Annotated in this window: 21 protein-coding genes; 15 read left to right on the top strand and 6 right to left on the bottom strand. The window is 43.4% G+C overall.

The annotated features are described in order from the left end of the window. Positions 1 to 10: 10 nt before the first annotated feature. The 6 genes from NEE14_RS03290 to NEE14_RS03265 form a co-directional block, all read right to left on the bottom strand. Complete coding sequence (locus NEE14_RS03290; protein WP_338578779.1) at positions 11 to 1,864, bottom strand: V-type ATP synthase subunit I; 1,854 nt, start codon at positions 1,862 to 1,864, stop codon at positions 11 to 13. Further along, on the bottom strand, positions 1,861 to 2,478 hold the full coding sequence (locus NEE14_RS03285) for a V-type ATP synthase subunit D (protein ID WP_251966415.1): 618 nt from the start codon (positions 2,476 to 2,478) through the stop codon (positions 1,861 to 1,863). Before NEE14_RS03285 ends, NEE14_RS03290 begins: the two co-directional genes overlap by 4 nt. Positions 2,479 to 2,553: 75 nt before the next feature. Then, positions 2,554 to 3,873, bottom strand: a complete 1,320-nt coding sequence (locus NEE14_RS03280; protein WP_251966414.1) for a V-type ATP synthase subunit B — start codon at positions 3,871 to 3,873, stop codon at positions 2,554 to 2,556. A 14-nt stretch (positions 3,874 to 3,887) separates the two neighbouring features. Further along, positions 3,888 to 5,639 (bottom strand): V-type ATP synthase subunit A, encoded by a 1,752-nt coding sequence (locus NEE14_RS03275; RefSeq protein ID WP_251966413.1) that lies wholly within the window; start codon positions 5,637 to 5,639, stop codon positions 3,888 to 3,890. Between the two features lie 2 nt (positions 5,640 to 5,641). Further along, positions 5,642 to 6,511 (bottom strand): DUF2764 domain-containing protein, encoded by an 870-nt coding sequence (locus NEE14_RS03270; protein ID WP_251966412.1) that lies wholly within the window; start codon positions 6,509 to 6,511, stop codon positions 5,642 to 5,644. Between the two features lie 12 nt (positions 6,512 to 6,523). Next, positions 6,524 to 7,114 carry a hypothetical protein gene (locus NEE14_RS03265; protein ID WP_251966411.1) on the bottom strand — a complete coding sequence of 197 codons (591 nt, stop codon included), beginning with the start codon at positions 7,112 to 7,114 and terminating at the stop codon, positions 6,524 to 6,526. A gap of 549 nt (positions 7,115 to 7,663) precedes the next feature. Here NEE14_RS03265 and NEE14_RS03260 point away from each other — a divergent pair. The 15 genes from NEE14_RS03260 (at position 7,664) to nqrE (ending at position 23,542) form a co-directional block, all read left to right on the top strand. Further along, positions 7,664 to 9,217 (top strand): DUF4435 domain-containing protein, encoded by a 1,554-nt coding sequence (locus NEE14_RS03260; RefSeq protein ID WP_251966410.1) that lies wholly within the window; start codon positions 7,664 to 7,666, stop codon positions 9,215 to 9,217. 71 nt (positions 9,218 to 9,288) lie between these two features. Then, positions 9,289 to 10,596 (top strand): ArnT family glycosyltransferase, encoded by a 1,308-nt coding sequence (locus tag NEE14_RS03255; RefSeq protein ID WP_251966409.1) that lies wholly within the window; start codon positions 9,289 to 9,291, stop codon positions 10,594 to 10,596. Between the two features lie 44 nt (positions 10,597 to 10,640). After that, on the top strand, positions 10,641 to 11,591 hold the full coding sequence (locus NEE14_RS03250; RefSeq protein ID WP_251966408.1) for an NAD(P)H-dependent flavin oxidoreductase: 951 nt from the start codon (positions 10,641 to 10,643) through the stop codon (positions 11,589 to 11,591). Between the two features lie 4 nt (positions 11,592 to 11,595). Beyond that, positions 11,596 to 12,957, top strand: a complete 1,362-nt coding sequence (locus NEE14_RS03245) for a dipeptidase (RefSeq protein WP_251966407.1) — start codon at positions 11,596 to 11,598, stop codon at positions 12,955 to 12,957. A 349-nt stretch (positions 12,958 to 13,306) separates the two neighbouring features. Then, a complete protein-coding gene (hisG, locus tag NEE14_RS03240) occupies positions 13,307 to 14,158 on the top strand; it encodes an ATP phosphoribosyltransferase (protein WP_251966406.1) in 852 nt (283 codons plus the stop codon). Between the two features lie 11 nt (positions 14,159 to 14,169). Next, on the top strand, positions 14,170 to 15,450 hold the full coding sequence (gene hisD / locus NEE14_RS03235; protein ID WP_251966405.1) for a histidinol dehydrogenase: 1,281 nt from the start codon (positions 14,170 to 14,172) through the stop codon (positions 15,448 to 15,450). Beyond that, a complete protein-coding gene (gene hisC / locus NEE14_RS03230) occupies positions 15,447 to 16,493 on the top strand; it encodes a histidinol-phosphate transaminase (protein ID WP_251966404.1) in 1,047 nt (348 codons plus the stop codon). The genes hisD and hisC overlap by 4 nt, the downstream gene beginning before the upstream one ends. Position 16,494: 1 nt before the next feature. Further along, entirely contained in the window at positions 16,495 to 17,625 is a 1,131-nt protein-coding gene (hisB, locus tag NEE14_RS03225) for a bifunctional histidinol-phosphatase/imidazoleglycerol-phosphate dehydratase HisB (RefSeq protein ID WP_251966403.1), read from the top strand. A 5-nt stretch (positions 17,626 to 17,630) separates the two neighbouring features. After that, positions 17,631 to 18,029 (top strand): lipocalin-like domain-containing protein, encoded by a 399-nt coding sequence (locus NEE14_RS03220; protein ID WP_251966402.1) that lies wholly within the window; start codon positions 17,631 to 17,633, stop codon positions 18,027 to 18,029. Between the two features lie 241 nt (positions 18,030 to 18,270). Continuing rightward, on the top strand, positions 18,271 to 18,762 hold the full coding sequence (locus NEE14_RS03215) for a PaaI family thioesterase (RefSeq protein ID WP_251966401.1): 492 nt from the start codon (positions 18,271 to 18,273) through the stop codon (positions 18,760 to 18,762). 114 nt (positions 18,763 to 18,876) lie between these two features. After that, entirely contained in the window at positions 18,877 to 20,226 is a 1,350-nt protein-coding gene (locus NEE14_RS03210) for a Na(+)-translocating NADH-quinone reductase subunit A (protein ID WP_251966400.1), read from the top strand. Positions 20,227 to 20,247: 21 nt separating this feature from the next. Then, positions 20,248 to 21,456, top strand: a complete 1,209-nt coding sequence (locus NEE14_RS03205; protein WP_251966399.1) for an NADH:ubiquinone reductase (Na(+)-transporting) subunit B — start codon at positions 20,248 to 20,250, stop codon at positions 21,454 to 21,456. A gap of 9 nt (positions 21,457 to 21,465) precedes the next feature. After that, positions 21,466 to 22,260, top strand: a complete 795-nt coding sequence (gene nqrC / locus NEE14_RS03200) for an NADH:ubiquinone reductase (Na(+)-transporting) subunit C (RefSeq protein ID WP_251966398.1) — start codon at positions 21,466 to 21,468, stop codon at positions 22,258 to 22,260. Between the two features lie 7 nt (positions 22,261 to 22,267). Beyond that, the gene (locus tag NEE14_RS03195; protein ID WP_251966397.1) at positions 22,268 to 22,897 is read left to right on the top strand and encodes an NADH:ubiquinone reductase (Na(+)-transporting) subunit D; all 630 of its coding nucleotides are present in this window, start codon (positions 22,268 to 22,270) and stop codon (positions 22,895 to 22,897) included. A gap of 27 nt (positions 22,898 to 22,924) precedes the next feature. Next, complete coding sequence (gene nqrE / locus NEE14_RS03190; protein WP_251966396.1) at positions 22,925 to 23,542, top strand: NADH:ubiquinone reductase (Na(+)-transporting) subunit E; 618 nt, start codon at positions 22,925 to 22,927, stop codon at positions 23,540 to 23,542. Positions 23,543 to 23,568: the final 26 nt, after the last annotated feature.

Here is a 23,568-nt window from a genome sequence, read left to right as displayed (position 1 = left end):
AAATCTTTGTTTATTCTTTGTCGTGAACGGAAGAGAAAGGTTTGTAAGCTGAACCTTTTCCTTCATAACCTGAATTTTTGAAATATTCTACAAATGTAAGACGGATCGAGTGAACATAACCGCTCAAGCAAGAAAGAGCAATGTTCAGTCCGTGTCCGAATACGAAGATTAAACCGAAGCAGATCCAGCCGGGAATGCCCCAAAGGACATCTGCCATGCTGTCGTGCAACTGCAGTCCCAAGTTATTGAATACGCCGCCCAACATACCGCCGGCCAAGCCTAAGGCATACAATCGGAGGTATGACAGTAAGTCGCCCATCAAGCCGGTAGCCATGTTGTACGTATCCCACAAACCTGCTCCTACGTTGATGAAGACATTACGGCGGATATTATTCAACAGATATATACCGATAGCCGAAATGGCTGAGATAACGATAAAGGCCGTCTTGAAAGCATCCATGGTGATAACGCCCAGGTAGTTCAATGTTCCAATGGTTACAGAACCACCAACGAACAGAAGCCATCCCCAAGCAGAGAGTGCATTCTTGAATCCGTAACGGGCCGTCGCACAAACCGCCTTGACAACCATGGCAAAGCAGATGTGGAACATACCGACCATCAGGGCAAAGATCATCGTCTTGTCATAACCGGTGTCTCCATATTTGCCTGTAATCATGACGTTCTTTATCCATTCCGGAAGATCCAGCTTTACTAGTTCAACACCGAAGAAGGTTCCAACCAAAGCACCGACAATGGTCGTTGCAGCTCCCAATGTGATAAGCAGGTTCATGATTCCCTGCATGGACTGACCGACTTTCTTCTTCAGATAGAAGCCTAATGCTACCAATAACAAACCATATCCGGCGTCACCTACACAAAGTCCGAAGAACAAAGCATAGAAAGGTGCCAGCATCGGCGTTGGATCAAATTCTCCATAATCAGGCAGACCGTACATTTTAGTCAGCACTTCAAAGAGATGAGTGACAAAATTGTTCTTCAGCTTGATAGGAGCGTTGTCTTCTTTTTCGGCCGGACGTATTTCATAATAGATACCATTCGCCTCCAGCATATTGCGGACTTCTTCCGTATTATCAACCGGAACCCAACCTTCCAATAGAACTACTGAACCGTCAGCCATCTTCTCTCCGCCTAATTTGACTTCAAGCAGTTCGATATCGCCTTGCAACTGGTCGATAGCCGCTTCGACTACCGGCAAATGAACCACACAGAAGCGGGTCAGTTGTCTTTTGGCCTCCTCCAGGTCTTTATTCAGTTCCTGCTGCTGGTTGATCAGCTCAGACAACTTGTGCTTAGGTAACCGGACAGCTTCTGCCTCCAGTTCAACGGGAGCCGGATTGACAGTAATGAAATAACACTGTCCGCCTTTCCGGGTGATCACTTGTGCATGATATTCATCTTGCCACTTTTCGTCGAAACTCTTGTCCGGACAATTGAAGAACTGGATGATCCAGCCGTTATCCTTCAGCTTGTCGATAAGATTCCAGTCAAATTCACCCCAGACTTCCAGTTGGGCGATTTCCCTTTCCAGAGCTGGGATTTGCTGTGTCAGCAGTTGTATGCTCTGCTGTTTGTCGTTATAGCCTTCCAGTGTTTCTTCGATAGATTCCTGAGCTGCCGTTACTTTTTTATCCTGTTCATCAGCCTGGTGGGCCCATGAAGTCATTTCCTTCTGCAAAGTCTTGTACGAAGTATGCTTCTGCAAGAGTTTCTGGAGTGATTCATCCACTTCGCCGCTCTGACGGATTTCTACATGTACAACACCCAATGCACGGAGCTTTTCCAGGAAGGCTTCGTATTCCTTATGATAAATCAGGAATGTAAGTTTGTTCATTTTTACAATCATACGCCAACCTCCTCTTCTTTAGCTTTCCGTTTTTCCTGGTTAGCCCGCATAATCTTCTGTGAAGACTTTGACAGACTTTCCTCATCTTCCATAAAGCGTTTCACTTTTCGGATAGCATCTTTATATCCCGGAATCTGAACTTTCTCAAACAGGTTCACCTTTTGAGTTGTTTTCTTCCTGGCATGCTCCAATAACTCCAGCTTCATTCCAGAGAATTCGGCTTCAATCCCTGTGCGGGCCAGCTTCTTGAGCAACCCGATGCCATCAGTAAACCAAGCCGGAGTATTAAACAGGCTGTAACGGCCTATTTCAAACTCTATCTCATCCAGAACCGGGACGATCACACCGGCAATCTTCTTGGTGGAAAGCGAAACATCCTTAACCGCTATCAGCGACGGATTGAACTCATTCCACAAGGCTACCATGTTTTCGTAGCTCTGGATCTCCTGTTCAAGCTGAAGTTCCAATTGATTCACTTCGTCTTTGGTACGCTTCACTTCGATACGCAGCGCACTTTCCTTGCTTTTGATGGTAGGAAGCGAGCGTTCACGCATCTTCAGCTGCTTTTCCAATTGCTGAAGTGATGTTTTGTTATATTGAAACTTAATCGCCATTTTATTAATGTATAATTCGCATTTGATTTGATGTTACCTGAAGTCTGATGCTTAGATCAGATAACATAACCTCTCTTATTTCTTCCAATACTTATCAACCAACGCCTGTTTGATGTTGACTTCAGCCGGCTGGAAGTATTTTCCGAACAAGCTCCATGCTACATCCAGCATTTCGGTTGTATCCAGATTTACGTCGATAGCCAATAACTTCGATGAATAATCTTTCGCGAAGGCTAAGGCACGGTTATCATAATCAGTCAGGTCGAAACCGTTTTCCATCTTTGTCTTTGCATTGGCGGCATCTGCATACAAACGAACGGCAGCGTTCATTACCTGCGGATGATCTTCACGCGTCTTCTTACCGGTTACCAGCTGTTTCAGACGAGACAAACTACGGAACGGATCGACGATAACTTTGCCGACATCACTGTCTCGACGCAGATACAACTGTCCTTCTGTAATATAACCCGTATTATCAGGAACAGCGTGTGTGATATCGCCACCCGACAAGGTGGTTACGGCAATAATTGTAATAGATCCGCCATCCGGGAACTGAACGGCCTTTTCATAAATCTTGGCCAAGTCTGAATACAAAGAACCCGGCATAGAGTCTTTAGACGGGATCTGGTCCATACGGTTAGATACAATCGCCAAAGCATCGGCGTAGTTGGTCATATCCGTCAGCAGAACCAATACCTTTTCATGCTTTTCTACCGCAAAATATTCGGCAGCACACAAGGCCATATCCGGAATCAGAATACGCTCAACTGACGGGTCTTCGGTTGTATTGATGAAACTGACGATACGGTCCAGCGCACCCGCGTTGCTAAATGTATTCTTGAAGAACAGATAGTCGTCGTTGGTCATACCCATACCGCCCAAGATAATCTTATCTGATTGGGCACGCATAGCTACCAGCGCCATTACCTGGTTGAAAGGCTGGTCAGGGTCAGCGAAGAACGGAATCTTCTGTCCGGTAACCAAGGTGTTGTTCAAGTCGATACCGGCAATACCCGTAGCGATCAGTTCAGAAGGCTGCTTACGACGAACGGGATTTACTGACGGACCACCGATTTCCACTTCTTTGCCTTCCGGAACAGGACCACCGTCGATCGGTTCACCATAAGCATTGAAGAAGCGGCCTGCCAATTGGTCGCCTACTTTTAAAGAAGGAGCTTTTCCCATGAAGACAACCTCGGCATTTGTCCGGATACCTTCCGTTCCGGAGAAAACCTGCAAGGTTACTTCATCTCCCATAATCTTTACTACCTGAGCTAGTTTTCCATCTACGGAAGCCAACTCATCGTACCCGACACCGGTTGCTTTCAGCGAACAAGTCGCCTTGGTGATCTGGGTAATCTTTGTATATATTTTCTGAAATGCTTTTGTTGCCATACTGTTATTCTTTATTACATTCTTTCTTTTAACAAAGCATCCAATTCCTGATTAAACTTCTTGAATTGTTCGCTTTCATATTCAGAGTAGTTCATCTGCTTGAAGATATTGATCATCTTCTTGAAGTAATCCATTACTTCGAGGAATGTGTCAAACTTGAAGTCGGTACGGCAGATCGAAACTACCTTATCCAGCATAAATTCCTGACGGGGCAGCGGAGTAACTGCATCTATGGCATCGAAGGCATCTTGCTGCAAGATGACAAAGTCGATCAGTTCAGACTTCCAGAACGTAACGTGATAATCAACCGGAACACCATCATCACCCAAGATGTTAATCTGTTCGGCAATTTCCTTACCACGCAACATACGGGTCTTGATCTCGTTTACTTTCTCTATCCAGTTCGGAGAGATATGCTTGGCAATATATTCCTGGAATTCGGGATATTCCAGATATTTGGAATAACTTTCAATCGGGTTGACAGCCGGGTAACGCTTACGGTCGGCACGTTCCTGCTCCAAGGCATAGAAACAGCGGGCTACCTTCTTCGTGTTTTCTGTAACCGGCTCTTTCAGGTTACCACCGGCCGGTGATACGGTACCGATAAAGGTGACAGAACCAGTTGAACCATTATTCAGAATAACATAACCGGCACGGGCATAGAAGTTGGCAATAATAGCAGACAAGTCCATCGGGAATGCATCCGGACCTGGCAACTCTTCCAAACGGTTAGACATTTCACGCAAAGCCTGAGCCCAACGGGAAGTAGAGTCGGCCATCAGCAGAACCTTCAATCCCATGCTGCGGTAATACTCGGCAATTGTCATGGCTGTATAAACAGAAGCTTCACGGGCGGCAACCGGCATGTTGGATGTGTTGGCGATGATAATGGTTCTTTCCATCAGCTTTCGGCCAGTATGCGGATCGACCAGTTCCGGGAATTCGGTAAAGATTTCCACAACCTCGTTGGCACGTTCACCGCAGGCTGCGATGATCACGATATCCGCTTCTGCCTGTTTAGAGATGGCGTGCTGCAGAACGGTCTTTCCGGTACCGAACGGACCCGGGATAAAGCCTGTACCGCCTTCAATAATCGGATTGACCGTATCAATGGTACGAACACCGGTTTCCAGCAGTTTGTATGGACGGGGCTTTTCTTTGTAGCAGGTGATGGCTTTCTTTACCGGCCATTTCTGTACCATGGTTACTTTTACCTCGTTGCCTTCTGCATCAGTCAATACAGCTATCGTATCATTGATGGTATATTCTCCTTCTGCGACAACACTTTTAATGGTATATTCTCCCTTGAATGTAAAAGGAACCATGATCTTATGCGGCTGCGAGTTCTCATCTACTTCGCCCAACCAGGTTCCGGCAATGGCTTTTTCGCCGGCTTTCGCCAGTGGCTTGAAGGCCCATTTCTTATTTTCATCCAACGGGAATGTATATTCACCGCGCTTCAGGAATACACCTTGCATTTTGTCCAGGTCATTTTGCAGACCATCGTAGTTGCGCGACAGCATACCCGGACCTAATGTTACTTCCAGCATGTGTCCCTGGAATTCGGCGCTATCGCCTACACGCATACCACGCGTACTTTCGAATACCTGCACAAAGGCATTCTTACCTATTACCTTGATAACTTCGGCCATCAGCTTGACGCCCCCGACCGAAATGTAACAGATTTCATTCTGAGAAACCGGTCCGTCCACCTCAACGGTCACCAAGTTCGAAACGATTCCTCTTACAATTCCTTTCGTTGCCATAATTATTTTTCGTTATTTCTTTTAAATTCTTCCAAGGCATTCTCGCTGCCTTTTTTCATTGCTCCTACAATTTCGCGGAATGTCTTTTCGCCGGTTTCTTTATCAAGACCAACCCAGCGTTCAATCATTTCCAGTTTAAGCATGTAGGCGAAGACACTTTCGATATCGAACGTCTTGAAGAAGGTCTGTTCTTCCAGCCAGTTCCATTTCAGCGTATCTATCTTCTTTTCCCGGAGCATCAGATCAGATTCTTCTGCTATGTGCTGCAGGGCCGGCAGATATTCAATATCGTCGCCCAAGCCAAAGTCCCGGGCATTCGATGTGCGCAATGCTTCAGCCACGTTGTTGTTTCCTACGATATATTGGGATTTGTCTAATCCGTGTTTACGGCAGGTGATGGCGGTTAACATATTATTAATGTTAAGGTTCAACTCAAACCAGTCTGAGACGAACTGATTCCCGCATTTCATGGCATAAGCATAATATAAAGCAGCAAGGCGGTCTTCCCACGAAATGGTGGCTGCGTCGCCTTTTGCTTCACTCTCTAAATACATACGGAAGAAGTCGGTGAAATACGGAGGAATACGATTGTTTTTCGGAATCGCTTCTTCTTCTTTCAGGGCTTGATACAAGGCGTGAGATTCATCGTATGTAATGCTCCCTCGCGGATCCATCTCCTGATCCGGATTCTTCAACTGACTGATCAGGTTCTTGTTGTCAAATTTCAGGAAGAACAGATCAATCAGCTTTTTATCTTTACGCGTCAGTATATCGCTTAATTCATTCCTGAAATCAGCAACCGAGTAGGTGAGCCTGCTATCGTCGAGCGTAATGTCAGGGAGACCTGCTATTAAGCAATAATATTTACTCATTGCACTGATTTGTTAGAAAAGAGCTTCAACCAGCTGTGGGCGTAAGAACTCTTTGAAAAATTCAACAAACTCGTCTTCGCCAAACGATACTTTATAAGAACCATCGGCCGGCATAATTGAAAAAGAGGTTTTCTTGCCGCTAACCTGCTCGATAGTTACGCCTTTATTCAATAAGTCTTTGGCATTGGATAGAAAATATTTCTTTAAAGCTTCTGCATCAGCCGACTGGATCACCAGATTTTCCTGGCTGGGCCAGCTTTTGACTAATTCGAGAATAACTTTCTGCATGAATGCAGGATCTGCCGCTACAGCCTTTACGTTTTCACTTACGACTTTACCTGTGATCAGGTTCGTTACTTCACTTTTCAAAGCTTCAACAGATTGGGATGCAAACAGCTTCAACTCTGCTTCCGTGTTTTTCTTCAGCTCGTTAGCTTGTTTTTCAGCACTGGCTACAATTTCTTTTGCTTTCGCTTCAGCTTCTTCTATCAGAACTTTTTTACGAGCTTCGGCTTCCGCGATAATACGAGCAGCTTCCTCGTTACCTTTCTCTACGCCTTCCTGGTAGATTTTTTCGGTTAATTCTTGAATTTTTGTATCCATGTTCCTTTTATATAATTTATGTACATTACAAATTCGTTACTTGTATGGTCCAAAGTTAGTATTTTTTTGAAACTCCAATTACTTTTTAATAGTAAAATCGACCGCAAAAAAAGATTTTATTTTGCCTGGTCTGTTTCCTCCTGACTTTGTCCCGATTATTTAACTGCAAAACTGAATAAATTGTTTGAAACTATGTTTGTCAAAAGCGCTCATATCTTGTCCGCTTGGGTACAATTCAACATTTCTTGTTGCTTGCAGGAAATATCATTTGTTTTTTACCGGATAAAAATATAAAAGAGAGGAGAAATTCTTTAATCCACGGCGTGGATTACTTAGTTCACGTCGGGAATTACTTAGTTCACGCCGTGGATTAAGTAGTTCACGCCGTGAACTAAAGAATTCCCGGTCGGATTTGCTGTTTTAAGTCGGCTGAAACGTATAAATAGAATAAGGTAAAAGAAGTTTTGTGTCCTGCGATTTTTGCGTACGAATATTCTTTTCATGCGGAGGAAAATTATAACTTTGTAAAGTGATCAATGGTTACGGAATATGGAAATTCAATTACCTCTCAATATACATAACGAAAAACCGGTTATTTCGACTAATTCATTAGTCATTATTGGTACGAATGGGGCAGGAAAGTCTTCTTTTGGCCGGGATTTGCTGACGCGATATGCCGGGCGTGCACTGAAGATTTCCGGGTTGCATGCTTTGTTTATCACCGGGCAGCCGGACGAACATACTTCGTCGGATGAATGGATGCAGCTGCAAACCTTAATTAAGGAACGGTTGCTGCTCCCGCGGGTAACAGAATACGAGAAAATGATTCTCCGTCTGCAACGCGAAGAGTTTGAAGCGGCCGTAAATTATAAGGAGGCTTGCAAGCTGAATGCCGGACTGGAGCCGCCGAGGACGAAGATCGACGTTATTCAGGAGATTTGGGAACAGATGTTTCCGCATAACCGGCTGATCCGGAAGTCCGGTTTTATCGAACTGACCTCGGCTGAACGTACTTCTCATTCATATACTGCCGGGCGGATGAGTGACAGTGAGAAGCTGGTCTTTTACCTGATAGCGGCCGGACTGTATGCGCCTGAGCAGTCTATGCTGGTAATTGAAGAGCCGGAAACATTGTTGCACGATTCGATCAAGAATGTTTTATGGGATAAGATTGAAGAACTGAGGCCCGACTGTACATTTGTCTATCTGACACATGATATTGATTTTGCCTTAGCAAGGCGTTCTTGTAAGCGATTATGGATCCGTTCGTATGATGCAGATCATCAGATTTGGGACTATGAGCTGATCGAAAATAACAAAAGTCTGCCGGAAGAGCTTTACATGGAAGTGCTGGGCAGCCGTAAACCGATTCTTTTTATCGAAGGGACCGACAATAACAGCATCGACAACCGGTTGTATTCGCTGGTTTTCCCCGATTATATGGTGAAGCCGATGGGCGGATGTCAGAAAGTAATTGAAACGACCAAGGCCTTCAGTCAGTTAAAAGACTTTCACATGCTGGAAAGTATGGGTATCGTTGACCGGGACCGCCGGACGGAAGGGGAAATACGTTATCTGAACGAACAGCATATCTTCGTTCCCAATGTGGCTGAAGTAGAGAATTTGCTTATGCTCGAAGACGTGATCAAATCGGTTGCCGGCAGGCTGATGAAGAATCCGGATGAAATATTCAGCCAGGTAAAAGAGAATGTGATCCAGCTGTTTAATAAAGATCTGGAAGACCAGGTGATTCTGCATGCCAAACATCAGGTAAAAAAGAAACTGGAGATGGCGTTGAACTGCAAAATCCACTCTTTTGAGCAGTTGAATGATCAGGTGGAAGAGATCCATGAACGCATCCGGGTCGATGAAATATATAATCATATTAAAAGCGCGTTTCAGCAATATATCCAGACAGCCGATTACAATAGCATTTTACGGGTATATAATCAGAAAGGCATGTTGCCGCAAAGCCGGGTTTGCCAACTCTGCGGAATCAGTACAAAGGAGCATTATTTAGACTTTGTTCTTTCCATCTTGCGCGAAAACAAGGCAGATGCCGGCGTTATCCGTCAGGCAATAAAAGCATCGTTGGGCATGTAAAAGTTCGCTAAAAGGCCGATTATGTCCGTAAAAAACCGTTTCTTTGTGCTATTATAAATTAGGAGAAATTTATGCGTACACCAACTTTACAATATTTGTACTTGCAGAAACCGATCACGATGATCATTTTTATCTGTTTGATTTCTGTATTACCTTGGTTAGGATTAAGCGAATTAGGCAGTATGGCCAATTCATCGGATGCGGCGGTTGCCAAAGCGATGCTGGAATCTGGTGAATGGGTACTTCCGAAAATGCCTACCGGTGAAATCAGTTATGATCATCCGATGCTGCATTGGCTGATCGTTCTTTTCTCGAGCTGGCAAGGATATGTGTCGAAATTCACCTTGCAATTACCGGGAGCCCTGGCTTTTATCGTCATGATGACTTGCACCTTGATCTTCTTTGGGCGACGGGTCAAATTCCATGAAGCTTTTATCTCAACCTTATTCCTGATTACCTGCGCCGGTATGCAGAATCTCTCGGCCGCCAGTTCCGGTGATCTGTTGTTTGCCACTTTTATCTTTGTCGCATTAACGCAGCTGTACCGTTGGGAAGAGAATTACGAGTTGAAAGGTATTCCGGTAGAGATATCGGCGTTGTTAAGCGGTGCCATTTTGACCAAAGGGCTGATGGGAATGATTCTTCCGGTAGTGACTTTTACCATTTATTTATTGGTGACACGTAAACATGCTGTTTTTTTCTCGCTGAAAGCCATGTTTTACGTTGCCATTTCATCCTTGTTTCTGCCAGCGCTCTGGTATGTCAGCATCTGGAAGCAGGGTGGTATGGATCTGCTGCTGGATGTAATGAAAGATGAATTCAGTTATTTCTGGGGGTTGCAGTCTCATACCCATAATTTCTTTTATATCATTCCCTTATTGGCATTGGGCTTCCTGCCTTGGATTGTCTTTTTCTTTTTCTCCTTATTCGGGGTGAAAATGGAAAAGAAAAAGATTGATTGTACGGGCGTTAAATTATTCAGTCTGATTTCCATGATTGTGCTGCTGATTGCCTACGCTTTGATGCCGGTAAAAAGGGCCAGCTATCTGTTGCCGGTTTATCCGTTCATTACGATATTTTTAGCCCAGTATGCGATTTATATTACCGAATACCGGATGTGGTGTACCCGGTTGTTTGCGAGTTTCCTGGCTACTGCCGTACTGATAGGTCTGGTATTGCTTTTCATTCCGACACCTTGGAGTCCGTTGCCTGTCGTTCCGATTGATTTGAGGATCGGGGCATTGATTGCTTTGACTGTTATTATGCTGATCACGGTTTATTATCAGCTGTTCAAGAAAATCAATATTAAGATATTATATGCGTCCATAGCGTTGACATTTGCCGTCAATATGCTGGTAAATGCCATAGGCATGTTTTGAAGCGGATCAATATTAAGGTATAAACAATATATATAAGAATAGATATGGAAAATAGAATTTGTAATTTGTTTAAGATAAAATATCCTGTTGTTCAGGGAGGAATGGTCTGGTGTAGTGGTTGGCGACTGGCTTCTGCCGTTAGTAATGCCGGTGGATTGGGTTTATTGGGCGCCGGCTCGATGCATCCGGAGGTTTTGCAGGAACATATCCGGAAATGCCAGGCAGCTACAGATAAGCCTTTTGGGGTGAATGTGCCGCTGATGTATCCGGAAATCGAGAAGATCATGCAGATGCTTGTAGACGAAGGCGTGAAGATTGTCTTTACTTCGGCCGGAAACCCAAAGACTTGGACAAAGTTCCTGAAGGAACATGGAATGACAGTCGTTCATGTGGTCAGCAGTTCTAAATTCGCCGGTAAGTGCGAAGAGGCTGGAGTAGATGCCGTAGTAGCTGAAGGCTTTGAGGCCGGTGGTCATAACGGAAGGGAAGAAACGACAACCATGTGCCTGATTCCGCATGTACGGCGGAAAACAAATCTGCCTTTGATGGCTGCCGGTGGTATCGGAACAGGAGCAGGGATGTTGGCTGCCTTTGCTTTGGGTGCGGAAGGAGTGCAGATCGGAACACGGTTTGCCCTGACAACCGAAAGCTCTGCCCACGAAGCCTTCAAGCAATTGTGTCTGTCGCTGAATGAAGGTGATACCAAACTCCTGTTGAAAAAGGTTTCTCCGACGCGATTGGTGAAAGGCGCATTTACAACTGCCGTAGAAGAAGCTGAATCCCGTGGGGCTAATGTGGAAGAATTACGGGAATTGCTGGGCAAAGGCCGCGCCAAGAAAGGTATCTTTGAAGGAAATCTGGAAGAAGGAGAGCTTGAAATAGGACAGATAGCATCTCTTTTCCGGGAAGAAGTATCCGTGGCGGATGTCATGAAAGAAATCATCTCTGATTTCGAAAAGGGAGTAGAACAGATCAGAAACTTATCTTCATTTTAATACGATGTCGGTTCAATCATATATAGAAAACAATAAGGATCGGTTCTTGGATGAATTATTTTCCTTAATCCGGATTCCGTCAATCAGTGTGAAACAGGAACACAAGGCAGATATGGAAGCCTGTGCCCGGCGGTGGACAGAAGTCTTGCTGTCGTCGGGAGCGGATAAAGCGGTCGTAATGCCGACGACAGGAAATCCGATTGTCTATGCTGAAAAGATGGTTTCTCCGGCAGCTCCAACGGTATTGGTTTATGCCCATTACGATGTAATGCCCGCCGAACCCCTCGATTTATGGAAAAGCAATCCGTTTGAACCGGAAATCCACGATGGCCGTATTTGGGCAAGAGGCGCTGACGACGACAAAGGGCAGAGCATGATGCAGGTGAAAGGATTCGAAACAGCCTTACAGGAAGGTCTGCTGAACTGTAATGTCAAGTTTATCTTCGAAGGAGAGGAAGAAATCGGTTCACCCAGTCTGGAAGCTTTCTGCCAGGAACATAAGGAACTCCTGAAATCGGATATCATCCTGGTTTCGGATACCAGCATGGTAAGTGCGGAAGTACCTTCGTTGACGACCGGTCTGAGAGGTTTAGCCTATTGGGAACTGGAAGTAACGGGGCCGAACCGTGATTTGCATTCCGGTCATTTCGGTGGTGCGGTAGCCAATCCGATCAATGTCTTATGTAAGATGATTGCGGATATCACCGGTGCGGACGGTCGTATTACCATTCCGGGCTTTTATGATGATGTAGAAGAATTATCGCAGAAAGAACGGGATATGATTGCTCAAGTACCGTTCGATAAAACCAAGTACAAACAGGCAATTGGTGTAAATGCCCTCTTCGGTGAAAAGGGATATTCGACGCTGGAACGGAACAGCTGCCGGCCTTCGTTCGATGTCTGCGGAATCTGGGGCGGTTATATCGAAGAAGGAAGTAAGACAGTTCTTCCGTCGAAAGCCTATGCCAAGGTTTCCTGCCGTCTGGTGCCGCATCAGCAGCATGAGAAGATTTCAAAACTGTTCGAGGACTATATAAATAAGGTAGCACCCGACTATGTAAAAGTGAAAGTTATGCCGAAGCATGGAGGTGAAGGATATGTTTGTCCGATTGATATGCCGGCTTACCGGGCAGCTGAGAAGGCTGTAAGCATTGCTTTCGGGAAGAAACCTTTGGCTGTACGTCGGGGCGGAAGTATTCCAATTATTTCTACCTTCGAACAGGTTCTGGGTGTCAAGACTGTTCTGATGGGATTCGGTCTGGAGCAGAATGCCATTCATTCGCCCAACGAGAGCTGCCGCCTTGATTATTTCTTCAAAGGAATCGAATCGGTGGCCGAGTTTTATCGGGAATATACGAAGAAATAAATCTGCATGTTTCTTTTATGGGCCTGAATGAGTCTAAAAGGCTCTTTCCAGATAACCGAAGAAACAGTGAAACGCTATTATTACTCGATTTATAGAATAAAATTGTAAGAAATATTTGCAGATTCAATATTTATTGTAACTTTGCAGGCGTAATAACAAATGAATTGAAAATGATTGCAGGTAGTTTACATCATCATCACCATTATAGCGACAACGGGCAACAGTTCGGTGAGTTCTGATGGTATGTAAATACTTGAGAAGATAAAAGCGAAGGCTTACCGGATTTCGGTAAGCCTTTTTCTTTTATACAACAGATGACAATAACAACTATAAATAAAATATCAAACGTATGTTACGAATTGCAGTACAGTCGAAAGGACGCTTGTATGATGAGACAATGATGCTTCTGGAAGAAGCCGGTATCAAACTGAACAAGGCCAAAAGAACCTTGCTTCTTTCTGCTAAGGATTTTCCGGTAGAAGTTCTTTTCCTCCGGGATGATGATATTCCACAATCTGTTGCTAACGGAACAGCCGATGTCGGTATTGTCGGTGAAAACGAATATGTAGAAAAAGGTTCGGAAGCCAATCTGATCAAACGCTTGGGATTCAGTAAGTGCCGTCTTTCTTTGGCTATCCCAAAGGACGAAGAATATAATGGTGTTGAATGGTTTAACGGAAAGACAATCGCGACTTCCTATCCGGGAATCCTGAAGACTTATTTGCAGGAGAAAGGCATTCAGGCCAATACTCACGTGATTACCGGTTCGGTAGAAATAGCTCCGGGTATCGGATTGGCAGATGCTATCTTCGACATTGTCAGTTCCGGCAGTACATTAGTCAGCAACCAGCTGAAGGAAGTAGAAGTTGTCATGCCTAGCGAAGCCTTGTTGATCGGGACAAAAGGTTTGAGTGCTGAAAAGCGGGAAATTCTTGATGAACTTTTATTCCGTTTTGAAGCTATCCAAATGGCTGAAGGGAAAAAGTATGTACTTCTGAATGCTCCGAAAGATAAATTAGACGAAATCATCGAGGTTTTGCCCGGTATGAAAAGCCCGACCGTCACACCGTTGGCAAATGGTGAGTGGGTTTCAGTTCAATCAGTAATAGCCGAGAAGCATTTCTGGGAAATCATCGGAAAACTGAAATCGTTGGGAGCAGAAGGTATTTTGGTATTGCCGATAGAAAAAATGATATTATAATAGGTATAGATATGGAAATAATTAAATACCCTGAATACACCGACTGGAAAAACATTTCCAAACGTGCGACGATGGATGTCAGTACGTTGTTCGACACTGTTCGTCAGGTGCTGGATGATGTCCGCCTAAATAGTGATGCAGCTATCCGTAAATATGAAAAGCAATTCGATAAAGTCGATTTGACCGACCTCTTGGTATCAGAAGAAGAAATAGCCGAAGCGGAAAGCCTGGTTTCTGATGACTTGAAAAAAGCTATCCGGACGGCGAAAAAGAATATCGAAACCTTCCACGCTTCCCAGCGTTTTGAAGGGAAAAAGATTCAGACAGCTCCGGGAGTTGTCTGCTGGCAGAAAGCCGTTCCAATCGAAAAGGTTGGTTTATATATTCCTGGCGGAACGGCTCCATTGTTCTCAACCGTGCTGATGCTGGCAGTTCCGGCTCAGATTGCAGGCTGTAAGGAAATCGTCTTGTGTACACCGCCTGCTAAAACAGGAAAGATACATCCGGCCATTCTGTTTGCTGCGAAAGTCGCCGGCGTAAACAAGATTTGTAAAGTCGGAGGTAGTCAGGCCATTGCTGCCATGGCATATGGAACGGAATCTATACCGAAGGTTTATAAGATATTTGGTCCCGGTAATCAATATGTGACGGCAGCCAAGCAATGGGTGAGTCTGAAGGATGTCGCGATAGATATGCCGGCCGGACCTTCAGAAGTAGAAGTGATTGCCGATGAATTCGCAAATCCTGACTTTATAGCAGCCGATTTTCTGTCGCAGGCAGAACACGGCATTGACAGTCAGGCCATACTGGTTACAACTTCCGAAGCGATTGTAGAACCTGTAGTAAGAGCGATCGAAGAACAGCTGAAACGCCTGCCTCGTCTGGAAATCACCGAGAAGGCTTTGGCTCACAGCCGTATCATTGTGCTGAAGAATACGCAGGAAGTGATCGACTTCACCAACTATTATGCTCCTGAACATTTGATTATCCAGACAAAGAATTACGGTGAAATCGCTGAAAAGATCCGGAATGCCGGAAGTGTATTCATGGGACCTTATACGCCGGAAAGCGCAGGCGATTATGCATCGGGTACGAATCACACACTGCCGACCAATGGATATGCCCATGCCTATAGTGGTGTTAATCTGGATAGTTTTATCAAGAAGATGACATTCCAGGAAATCAGTGCCGACGGAATCCGCCAGTTAGGAGATACGATCCGTACAATGGCAGCTAATGAAGAACTGGAAGCTCACCGTAATGCAGTAACCGTTAGATTGAATGCCTTATGAGTACAAATAAAACATTCGACGTAAATGCCTGGGTTCGTCCGAATATCCGGGCAATGCAACCTTATTCATCTGCGCGCGATGAATTTCATGGAACAGCATCTGTCTTTTTGGATGCCAATGAAAATCCGTATAATGCTCCGTATAACCGGTATCCGGATCCGATGCAATGGCGGTTGAAGGAAAAAGTGGCAGAAATAAAAGGAGTACCCAAAGAATGTATCTTGTTGGGAAACGGAAGTGATGAGCCGATTGATTTGATCTTACGTGCATTTTGTGAACCGGGAAAAGAGTGCATGCTGACGGTTGATCCGACTTACGGTATGTATCAGGTTGCGGCGGAAATCAACAATGTGACTTGTAGAAAAGTAAAATTAACATCCGATTTTCAGATTGACATGCCTGCTTTTCTCTCGCAGATTGATGATACGGTGAAAGCGATTTACCTGTGCTCTCCCAATAATCCGACAGGAAACAGTCTGAATCGAAAAGATATTTATCAGATACTTGATACCTTCAAAGGCATTGTTGTCGTTGATGAAGCCTATATAGATTTCTCATCTTTACCTTCTTATACTAAAGATTTAAGTAAGTACCCCAATCTGGTTGTGTTTCAGACTTTATCAAAGGCGTGGGGAGCTGCTGGAATCCGTTTAGGAATGGCCTTTGCTTCTCCCGAAATTATTTCGGTATTGAATAAAATCAAATATCCGTATAATGTCAATCAGCTGACGCAGGAGAAAGCTCTGGAAATCCTGAACAATCAGGAAACCATGAAGTCACAGCTGACTTTGATTCTTTCTGAGCGGACACGTTTGCAGCAAGAGTTAACGGCAATACCGTGCGTCAGAAAAATTTATCCGACAGATGCAAACTTTATCCTGGTAGATGTAGGCGATGCCGATACCGTTTATCAGAAATTGGTTGATCAAGGAATTATTGTCCGGAATCGGAATAAAGTTGTGCTGTGTGCGGGTTGCCTTCGTATAACGGTTGGTACGGAAGAGGAAAATACAGCTTTGTTGAATGCCCTAAAAACCATGTGATATGAAGAAAAGAGCTCTTTTTATCGATCGGGACGGAACATTAGTAATCGAACCACCTATCGATTACCAGCTGGATAGTTTCGAAAAGCTGGAATTTTATCCCAAAGTGATGCGGAATTTGTTCTTCATCCGGAAACAGCTGGATTTTGAGTTTGTAATGGTAACCAACCAGGACGGATTGGGAACTTCATCTTTCCCGGAAGACACATTTTGGCCGGTACATAATTTGATGCTGAAAACACTGGCCGGTGAAGGCGTGATTTTTGATGATATTCTGATTGATCGTTCCTTTCCGGAAGATAATTCTCCTAACCGGAAACCGCGGACTGGTATGCTGGGAAAATATTTGTCGGGCGAATATGATCTGGCAAATAGTTTTGTGATCGGTGACCGGCTGACAGATATGGAATTAGCCCGTAATTTGGGAGCAAAAGGTATCTGGCTGCACGAAAATGACGATTCCACCGAAGATATTCTAGCTGCACATCAAGATATTCAACCCGTGCTGATTACAAGTGATTGGGACCGGATTGCCGAGTTCCTTTTCGCGGGGGAAAGATGTGCTGAAGTCAAGCGGGTAACAAAAGAAACGGATATTTTTGTATCTTTGAACCTCGATGGAAAGGGAAAAACATCGGTTTCAACGGGTTTAGGCTTTTTCGATCATATGCTTGATCAGATAGGAAAGCATTCCGGGATGGATCTGACAATCCAGGTGAAAGGCGACTTAAACGTAGATGAACATCATACCATTGAAGATACTGCCATCGCATTGGGAGAGGCTTTATCAAAAGCGCTTGGAGACAAGCGGGGTATTGAGCGTTATGGTTATACATTGCCGATGGATGATTGTTTATGTAGTGTCGCTTTGGATTTCGGCGGCCGTCCGTGGCTGGTGTGGGATGCTGAATTTCATCGGGAAAAAATAGGAGATATGCCAACCGAAATGTTCCTGCATTTCTTTAAGAGTTTGAGTGATGCAGCACGTATGAATTTGAACATCAAGGCAGAAGGAACAAACGAACATCATAAGATAGAAGGGATTTTCAAAGCATTGGCCCGATCTATCAAGATGGCAGTTCGGAGAGATATCTATCATTATAATTTGCCTAGTACAAAAGGAGTTATATAATTTATATGAAGAAAAGATTGATAATAGCGGCAAGTGTTTTAATAGCGCTAAGTGCCTGTGATACGATGTCGACTGATTTGGAAGGAAAGTGGCAGCTGAATCAGATAGAATGCGGCGGTGAGATATCTGCTGTAGATACAGTTTGGTATAATTTCCAGACAACCTTGTTCCAATATCAGATTTACGACCGGAGTTCCGACCGTTACCGTTATTCGTATGGCTATAACTTTTACGAAGGCGATCAGCTGAAATTGCAGTTATTATCAGATCCACATCCGGTAGGTGAATTCTTGCCCTATACAGATTGGCAAGAAGCAACTCGGAATTTCTGTGTGGAAAAAGTCACTCATAAGCAACTGATATTATCGAGTGAAGGAAAAAAATATATATTCAAGAAGTTTTAATGGTGATTGATCGACAGATCATAAGCTATCATTGACGATTCCGTTTCTCGTTGGAATCGGTCTTAAAACTCACGAGTTTCATTTCTGATTCTCGTGAGTTTTAAATATATGCCTTGCCAAAACCAAATGTCGTTGATTTTTTATTCTCATTTTGCGTTAAAAATGCGCTGGCATAGTTAGTAGCATCAAAAAAGTTATTATTTTTACACTAAAATTCAGATGAAGCCAAAAACGAGTGTTTATGAAGAAAATAATCAATCCATGGAAAGGCTTGAATGGTTATAATTGTTTCGGATGTTCTCCAGACAATCCGGTAGGAGTAAAAATGGAATTTTATGAAGACGGTGATGAAATCGTCAGCTACTGGAAACCAGGACCTGAATATCAAGGCTGGCTGAATACACTTCATGGAGGCATTCAGGCTGTTTTGCTGGATGAAATATGCGGGTGGACTATTTTTCGTAAGCTGCAGACAACCGGCGTTACATCCAAGATGGAAACAAGATACCGCAAATCCATTTCGACCAACGATGAATTCGTTGAAATCAGAGCTTCTATTGTAGAACAAAAACGCAATATTGTCTATGTCAAGGCCGCACTGTATAATTCGGCAAAAGAATTATGCACAGAAGCGACCTGCACTTATTTTACTTTCTCGAAAGAAAAAGCACGTCAGGAGATGTTCTTCGACTCATGCGAAGTAGAGAACGGTGAAATAAATCATTCATCATGAGAAATCTATTTTTATTACAGAATTTTTTCAGTAATAAATCATAAATAACTACTGAAAAACTTGAAAAAATAGTTACTTTTGCAGAAAATTACATTAAACAATTTTAGTTATATCATGGCAAATGTGATTACGATTAAAAAGGGTTTAGACATTAATCTGAAGGGCAAAGCTCCGGAAACAATGCTAAATGCTGGAAAGAGTGCATCTTATGCAATCGTTCCAGATTATTATACTGGCATCCTTCCGAAGGTTGTAGTGCGCCCGGGTGATAAAGTCAAAGCTGGTTCTGCATTAATGGTTGACAAGAACCGCCCCGAAATCAAGTTCGTTTCACCAGTGAGTGGTGAAGTTGCTGCCGTAAACCGTGGTGAGAAGCGTAAAGTGTTAAGCATTGTAGTAACACCAGACGCTCAGATTGAGTACGAGGATTTCGGCAAGAAGAATGTGGCATCTCTGAAAGCAGAAGAGGTGAAGGAAACACTTTTGAATGGAGGTATGTGGCCGTTTATCAAACAACGTCCATATGATATCGTTGCCTCTCCGAGTGATTCTCCACGTGATATCTTCGTTACAGCGTTCAATTCTGCTCCATTAGCTCCTAACTTTGATTTCCTGGTAAAAGGCCAGGAGGCAGATTTACAGGCAGGTCTTACTGCTTTGGCAAAACTGACGAACGGTAAAGTTTATGTAGGCGTGAAGAAAGGTTCTTCCGTTAAAGTAACAGGTGTTGAAACAGTTGAATTTGAAGGACCGCATCCTGCAGGGAATGTGGGTGTACAGATCAACCATATCAAACCGGTTAATAAGGGAGAAGTGGTTTGGACCGTTAATGCAACAGACGTTATCTTGATGGGACGTCTTTTCAATAAGGGAGTTGCAGATTTTACACGCCTGGTTGCTGTTACAGGTTCAGAAACAACTCAGCAAGGTTATGTTAAGGTAATCGCTGGTTGTACAATTGAAAGCATTTTAGGCGGTAAAGTTAAGACAGGTGAACATCTTCGTCTGATTAGTGGAAATGTACTGACAGGAACTAAAGTGGCTATGGATAGCTATTTAGGCGCATACGATTGTCAGGTTACCGTTATCCCGGAAGGAGATGAAGTACATGAATTCTTAGGTTGGGGAACTCCTGGCTTTGGTAAATACAGTACAAGCCATTCATATTTCACTTGGCTGACAGGAGGAAAGAATAAAGAATATGTGTTGGATGCACGTATCAAAGGTGGAAAACGTGCTATGATCATGTCAAACGAATACGATAAAGTATTCCCGATGGACATCATGCCGGAATATTTGCTGAAGGCTATCATTACATTCGATATCGACAAGATGGAGAATCTGGGTATTTATGAAGTAGCTCCGGAAGATTTTGCTTTGTGCGAGTTCGTTGACACATCAAAGATTGAATTACAGCAGATCGTTAGAAACGGCTTGAACTTGCTGTATAAAGAAATGAATTAATAACATTAAAATCATAAAACATTGAAAGCGTTAAGGAATTATCTCGACAAGATTAAGCCTAACTTTGAGGAAGGCGGAAAGCTGGCGATGTTCCGTTCTGTATTTGAAGGATTCGAAACATTTTTGTTCGTTCCGAATACGACGTCCAAGACAGGCGTGCATATCCACGACAGCATCGATTCAAAGCGTACAATGACCGTTGTGATCATTGCTTTGTTGCCTGCTTTGCTTTTTGGTATGTATAATGTAGGTTATCAGCATAACCTGGCTGTAGGTTCAGATCCGGGTTTTTGGATGACATTTATTTTTGGTTTTCTGGCAGTTCTGCCTAAGATCATTGTTTCTTATGTAGTAGGTCTGGGTATAGAATTTATGGTAGCCCAGTGGAAAAAGGAAGAAATTCAGGAAGGATTCCTGGTATCAGGTATTCTGATCCCGATGATTGTTCCGGTTGATACTCCGCTGTGGATGATTGCTGTTGCTACGGCTTTTGCTGTGATTTTTGCAAAAGAAGTATTCGGTGGTACTGGCTACAACATATTTAATGTTGCATTGGTAACCCGTGCATTCTTGTTCTTTGCTTATCCGGCAGCTATGTCAGGTGATCAGGTCTTTGTCCGTACTTCTGATACATTCGGACTTGGTGCAGGTCAGGTAGTGGATGGCTTCTCAGGTGCAACACCTCTGGGACAGATCGCTATCGCCGGAAAAGAAATGATCGGTAATTTCCATGTAGTAGACGTATTGGGCAATCAAATCTCAACTTGGGATTATTTCGTAGGTTTGATTCCGGGATCAATAGGTGAAACTTCTGTAATTGCTATTTTGATTGGTGCTGTTATTTTATTGGTAACTGGTATTGCCAGCTGGAAAACAATGTTCTCTGTGTTCATTGGTGGTGCAGCTATGACAGCTATCTTCAATATGATTGGAACAACTGTGGCAATGACAGTATCTCCTGTTGACCACTTGTTCTTAGGAGGATTTGCTTTTGGTGCAGTATTCATGGCAACAGACCCTGTTACTTCTGCACGTACCGAAACAGGTAAATATATTTATGGTTTGCTGGTTGGTGCGATGGCAATTATCATTCGTGTATTGAACCCCGGTTATCCAGAAGGTATGATGTTGGCAATCCTGTTGATGAACGTATTCGCTCCGCTGATCGACTACTATGTAGTTGAAGCAAACATTAACCGTCGTATTAACCGTGTTAAATTGAATAAATAATATAGGAATATGGCTACAAAGAAATTCAAATGTAAAGTGTGTGGCTATGTCCACGAAGGAGATAAGGCTCCAGCTACATGTCCTGTTTGTCAGGCTCCGGCTTCTCAGTTTGAAGAAATCAAGGAAGCAAAGAAAGGTTTAGACAGAGACAGTAATGTATATACAATTATTTATGCAGCTGTTATGGTTATCCTGGTAGCTGTCGTTTTGGCGTTCACTTCTCAGTCTTTGCGTTCTTATCAGAAGAAAAATGAAGATAATGACAAGCGCCAGCAGATCTTGCGTTCAATTAATGTAACAGTACCTGCTAACGAAGCAGAAGCAAAATACAATGAATTGATCAAAGAAGCATTCTTGGTGGATGCTAATGGCCAAAAGGTAGAAGGTGATGCTTTTGAAGGAGAAGTTGCAGATGCTTATCCGGTATTTGTTGCCAATGTTGATGGCCAGACCAAATATATCATGGCTCTGCATGGTACAGGATTGTGGGGACCTCTGTGGGGATACCTTTCAGTAAATGACGACAAGAATACTGTTTATGGTGCAGACTTCAGTCACCAAGGTGAAACTCCGGGTTTGGGAGCTGAAATTACTAAACCTGCGTTTAGCAGTCAGTTTGCCGGAAAACAGATATTTAAAGATGGTACATTCAAATCAATTGCTGTCGTTAAACATGGAAAGACTGCCGAAGGACAAGATTACGTTGATGGAATTTCCGGTGGTACAATTACCAGCCAAGGCGTAAGCAAAATGCTTTTCGATAGTCTGACAGGTTATGAGAAATTTTTAACTTCAAAAGAGTAAGAAGAAAATGGGATTATTATCTAAAAAGAATAAAGAAGTTTTAGTTGGCCCGTTAAGCGTAAACAACCCGGTCATCATTCAGATGTTGGGTATTTGTTCTGCTTTAGGTGTAACTTCAAAGTTAGAGCCTGCTTTGGTAATGGGTATTTCTGTTACAGCTGTAGTAGCGTTTTCCAACGTAATCATTTCATTGTTGAGAAATACAATCCCGAACCGGATTCGTATTATTGTCCAATTGGTTGTTGTTGCAGCTTTGGTAACAATAGCCAGTGAAGTATTGAAAGCTTTTGCTTACGATGTAAACAAGCAGTTGTCTGTATTCGTTGGTCTGATCATTACCAACTGTATCCTGATGGGACGTTTGGAAGCTTTTGCATTGGGTAATGGCCCATGGGAATCATTCTTAGACGGTATTGGTAATGGTTTGGGATATGCCATTATTCTGGTAATTGTAGGTTTCTTCCGTGAATTGCTGGGTTCTGGTACACTTTTCGGATTCCAGGTTATTCCGCAGGCATTCTATGATTTCGGTTATGTCAATAACGGATTGATGATCTTGCCTCCGATGGCATTGATTGTTATAGCAGTGATAATTTGGGTTCATCGTTCACGTAACAAGGAACTTCAGGAAAACTAATGATAACCATTATAAATTAAGAAAAGAATGGAAGAATTATTAAGTACGTTTGTCCGCTCGATCTTTGTTGACAACATGATTTTCGCATACTATTTGGGTATGTGTTCATTCTTGGCTGTTTCAAAGAACGTAAAGACTGCCATGGGATTGGGTATCGCAGTTACATTCGTTTTGGTATGTACGCTGCCGATCAATTATATGCTTGAGAATTATGTACTGAAGGAAGGTGCGTTGTCTTGGTTGGGCCCTGAGTTTGCTGATGTAAATTTGAGCTTCTTGGCATTCATCCTCTTCATCGCGATTATTGCATCTTTTACTCAGTTGGTAGAAATGGTTGTAGAGAAATTTGCTCCGGCCTTATACTCTTCACTGGGTATCTTTTTGCCGTTGATTGCTGTAAACTGTGCAATCTTAGGAGGTTCTTTGTTCATGCAGCAAAAGGCATTCCCAAATGTGGGTGTTGCAACAATCTATGGTTTAGGTTCAGGTATTGGTTGGATGCTTGCTATTGTGGGTATGGCTGCCATTCGTGAAAAACTGGCTTATTCAGATGTTCCAAAACCATTGAAAGGTTTAGGTATTACCTTTATCATTACTGGTTTAATGGGTATGGCATTTATGTGCTTCTCAGGTTTGAAGATTTAAGTATTAACGCATTAAAGATAAATTAA

The sequence above is a fragment of the Parabacteroides sp. AD58 genome, assembly GCF_023744375.2.
GTDB classification, from domain to species: Bacteria; Bacteroidota; Bacteroidia; order Bacteroidales; family Tannerellaceae; genus Parabacteroides; species Parabacteroides absconsus.
The sequence above is the reverse complement of the archived record's forward strand: the minus strand, read 5'-3'. Positions and strand labels throughout refer to the sequence as shown.

Coding starts and splice junctions, on each gene's coding strand:
- NEE14_RS03290 (WP_338578779.1), bottom strand. CDS start 1,864: ATGATTGTAAAAATGAACAAACTTACATTCCTGATTTATCATAAGGAA.
- NEE14_RS03285 (WP_251966415.1), bottom strand. CDS start 2,478: ATGGCGATTAAGTTTCAATATAACAAAACATCACTTCAGCAATTGGAA.
- NEE14_RS03280 (WP_251966414.1), bottom strand. CDS start 3,873: ATGGCAACAAAAGCATTTCAGAAAATATATACAAAGATTACCCAGATC.
- NEE14_RS03275 (WP_251966413.1), bottom strand. CDS start 5,639: ATGGCAACGAAAGGAATTGTAAGAGGAATCGTTTCGAACTTGGTGACC.
- NEE14_RS03270 (WP_251966412.1), bottom strand. CDS start 6,511: ATGAGTAAATATTATTGCTTAATAGCAGGTCTCCCTGACATTACGCTC.
- NEE14_RS03265 (WP_251966411.1), bottom strand. CDS start 7,114: ATGGATACAAAAATTCAAGAATTAACCGAAAAAATCTACCAGGAAGGC.
- NEE14_RS03260 (WP_251966410.1), top strand. CDS start 7,664: ATGGAAATTCAATTACCTCTCAATATACATAACGAAAAACCGGTTATT.
- NEE14_RS03255 (WP_251966409.1), top strand. CDS start 9,289: ATGCGTACACCAACTTTACAATATTTGTACTTGCAGAAACCGATCACG.
- NEE14_RS03250 (WP_251966408.1), top strand. CDS start 10,641: ATGGAAAATAGAATTTGTAATTTGTTTAAGATAAAATATCCTGTTGTT.
- NEE14_RS03245 (WP_251966407.1), top strand. CDS start 11,596: ATGTCGGTTCAATCATATATAGAAAACAATAAGGATCGGTTCTTGGAT.
- hisG (WP_251966406.1), top strand. CDS start 13,307: ATGTTACGAATTGCAGTACAGTCGAAAGGACGCTTGTATGATGAGACA.
- hisD (WP_251966405.1), top strand. CDS start 14,170: ATGGAAATAATTAAATACCCTGAATACACCGACTGGAAAAACATTTCC.
- hisC (WP_251966404.1), top strand. CDS start 15,447: ATGAGTACAAATAAAACATTCGACGTAAATGCCTGGGTTCGTCCGAAT.
- hisB (WP_251966403.1), top strand. CDS start 16,495: ATGAAGAAAAGAGCTCTTTTTATCGATCGGGACGGAACATTAGTAATC.
- NEE14_RS03220 (WP_251966402.1), top strand. CDS start 17,631: ATGAAGAAAAGATTGATAATAGCGGCAAGTGTTTTAATAGCGCTAAGT.
- NEE14_RS03215 (WP_251966401.1), top strand. CDS start 18,271: ATGAAGAAAATAATCAATCCATGGAAAGGCTTGAATGGTTATAATTGT.
- NEE14_RS03210 (WP_251966400.1), top strand. CDS start 18,877: ATGGCAAATGTGATTACGATTAAAAAGGGTTTAGACATTAATCTGAAG.
- nqrC (WP_251966398.1), top strand. CDS start 21,466: ATGGCTACAAAGAAATTCAAATGTAAAGTGTGTGGCTATGTCCACGAA.
- NEE14_RS03195 (WP_251966397.1), top strand. CDS start 22,268: ATGGGATTATTATCTAAAAAGAATAAAGAAGTTTTAGTTGGCCCGTTA.
- nqrE (WP_251966396.1), top strand. CDS start 22,925: ATGGAAGAATTATTAAGTACGTTTGTCCGCTCGATCTTTGTTGACAAC.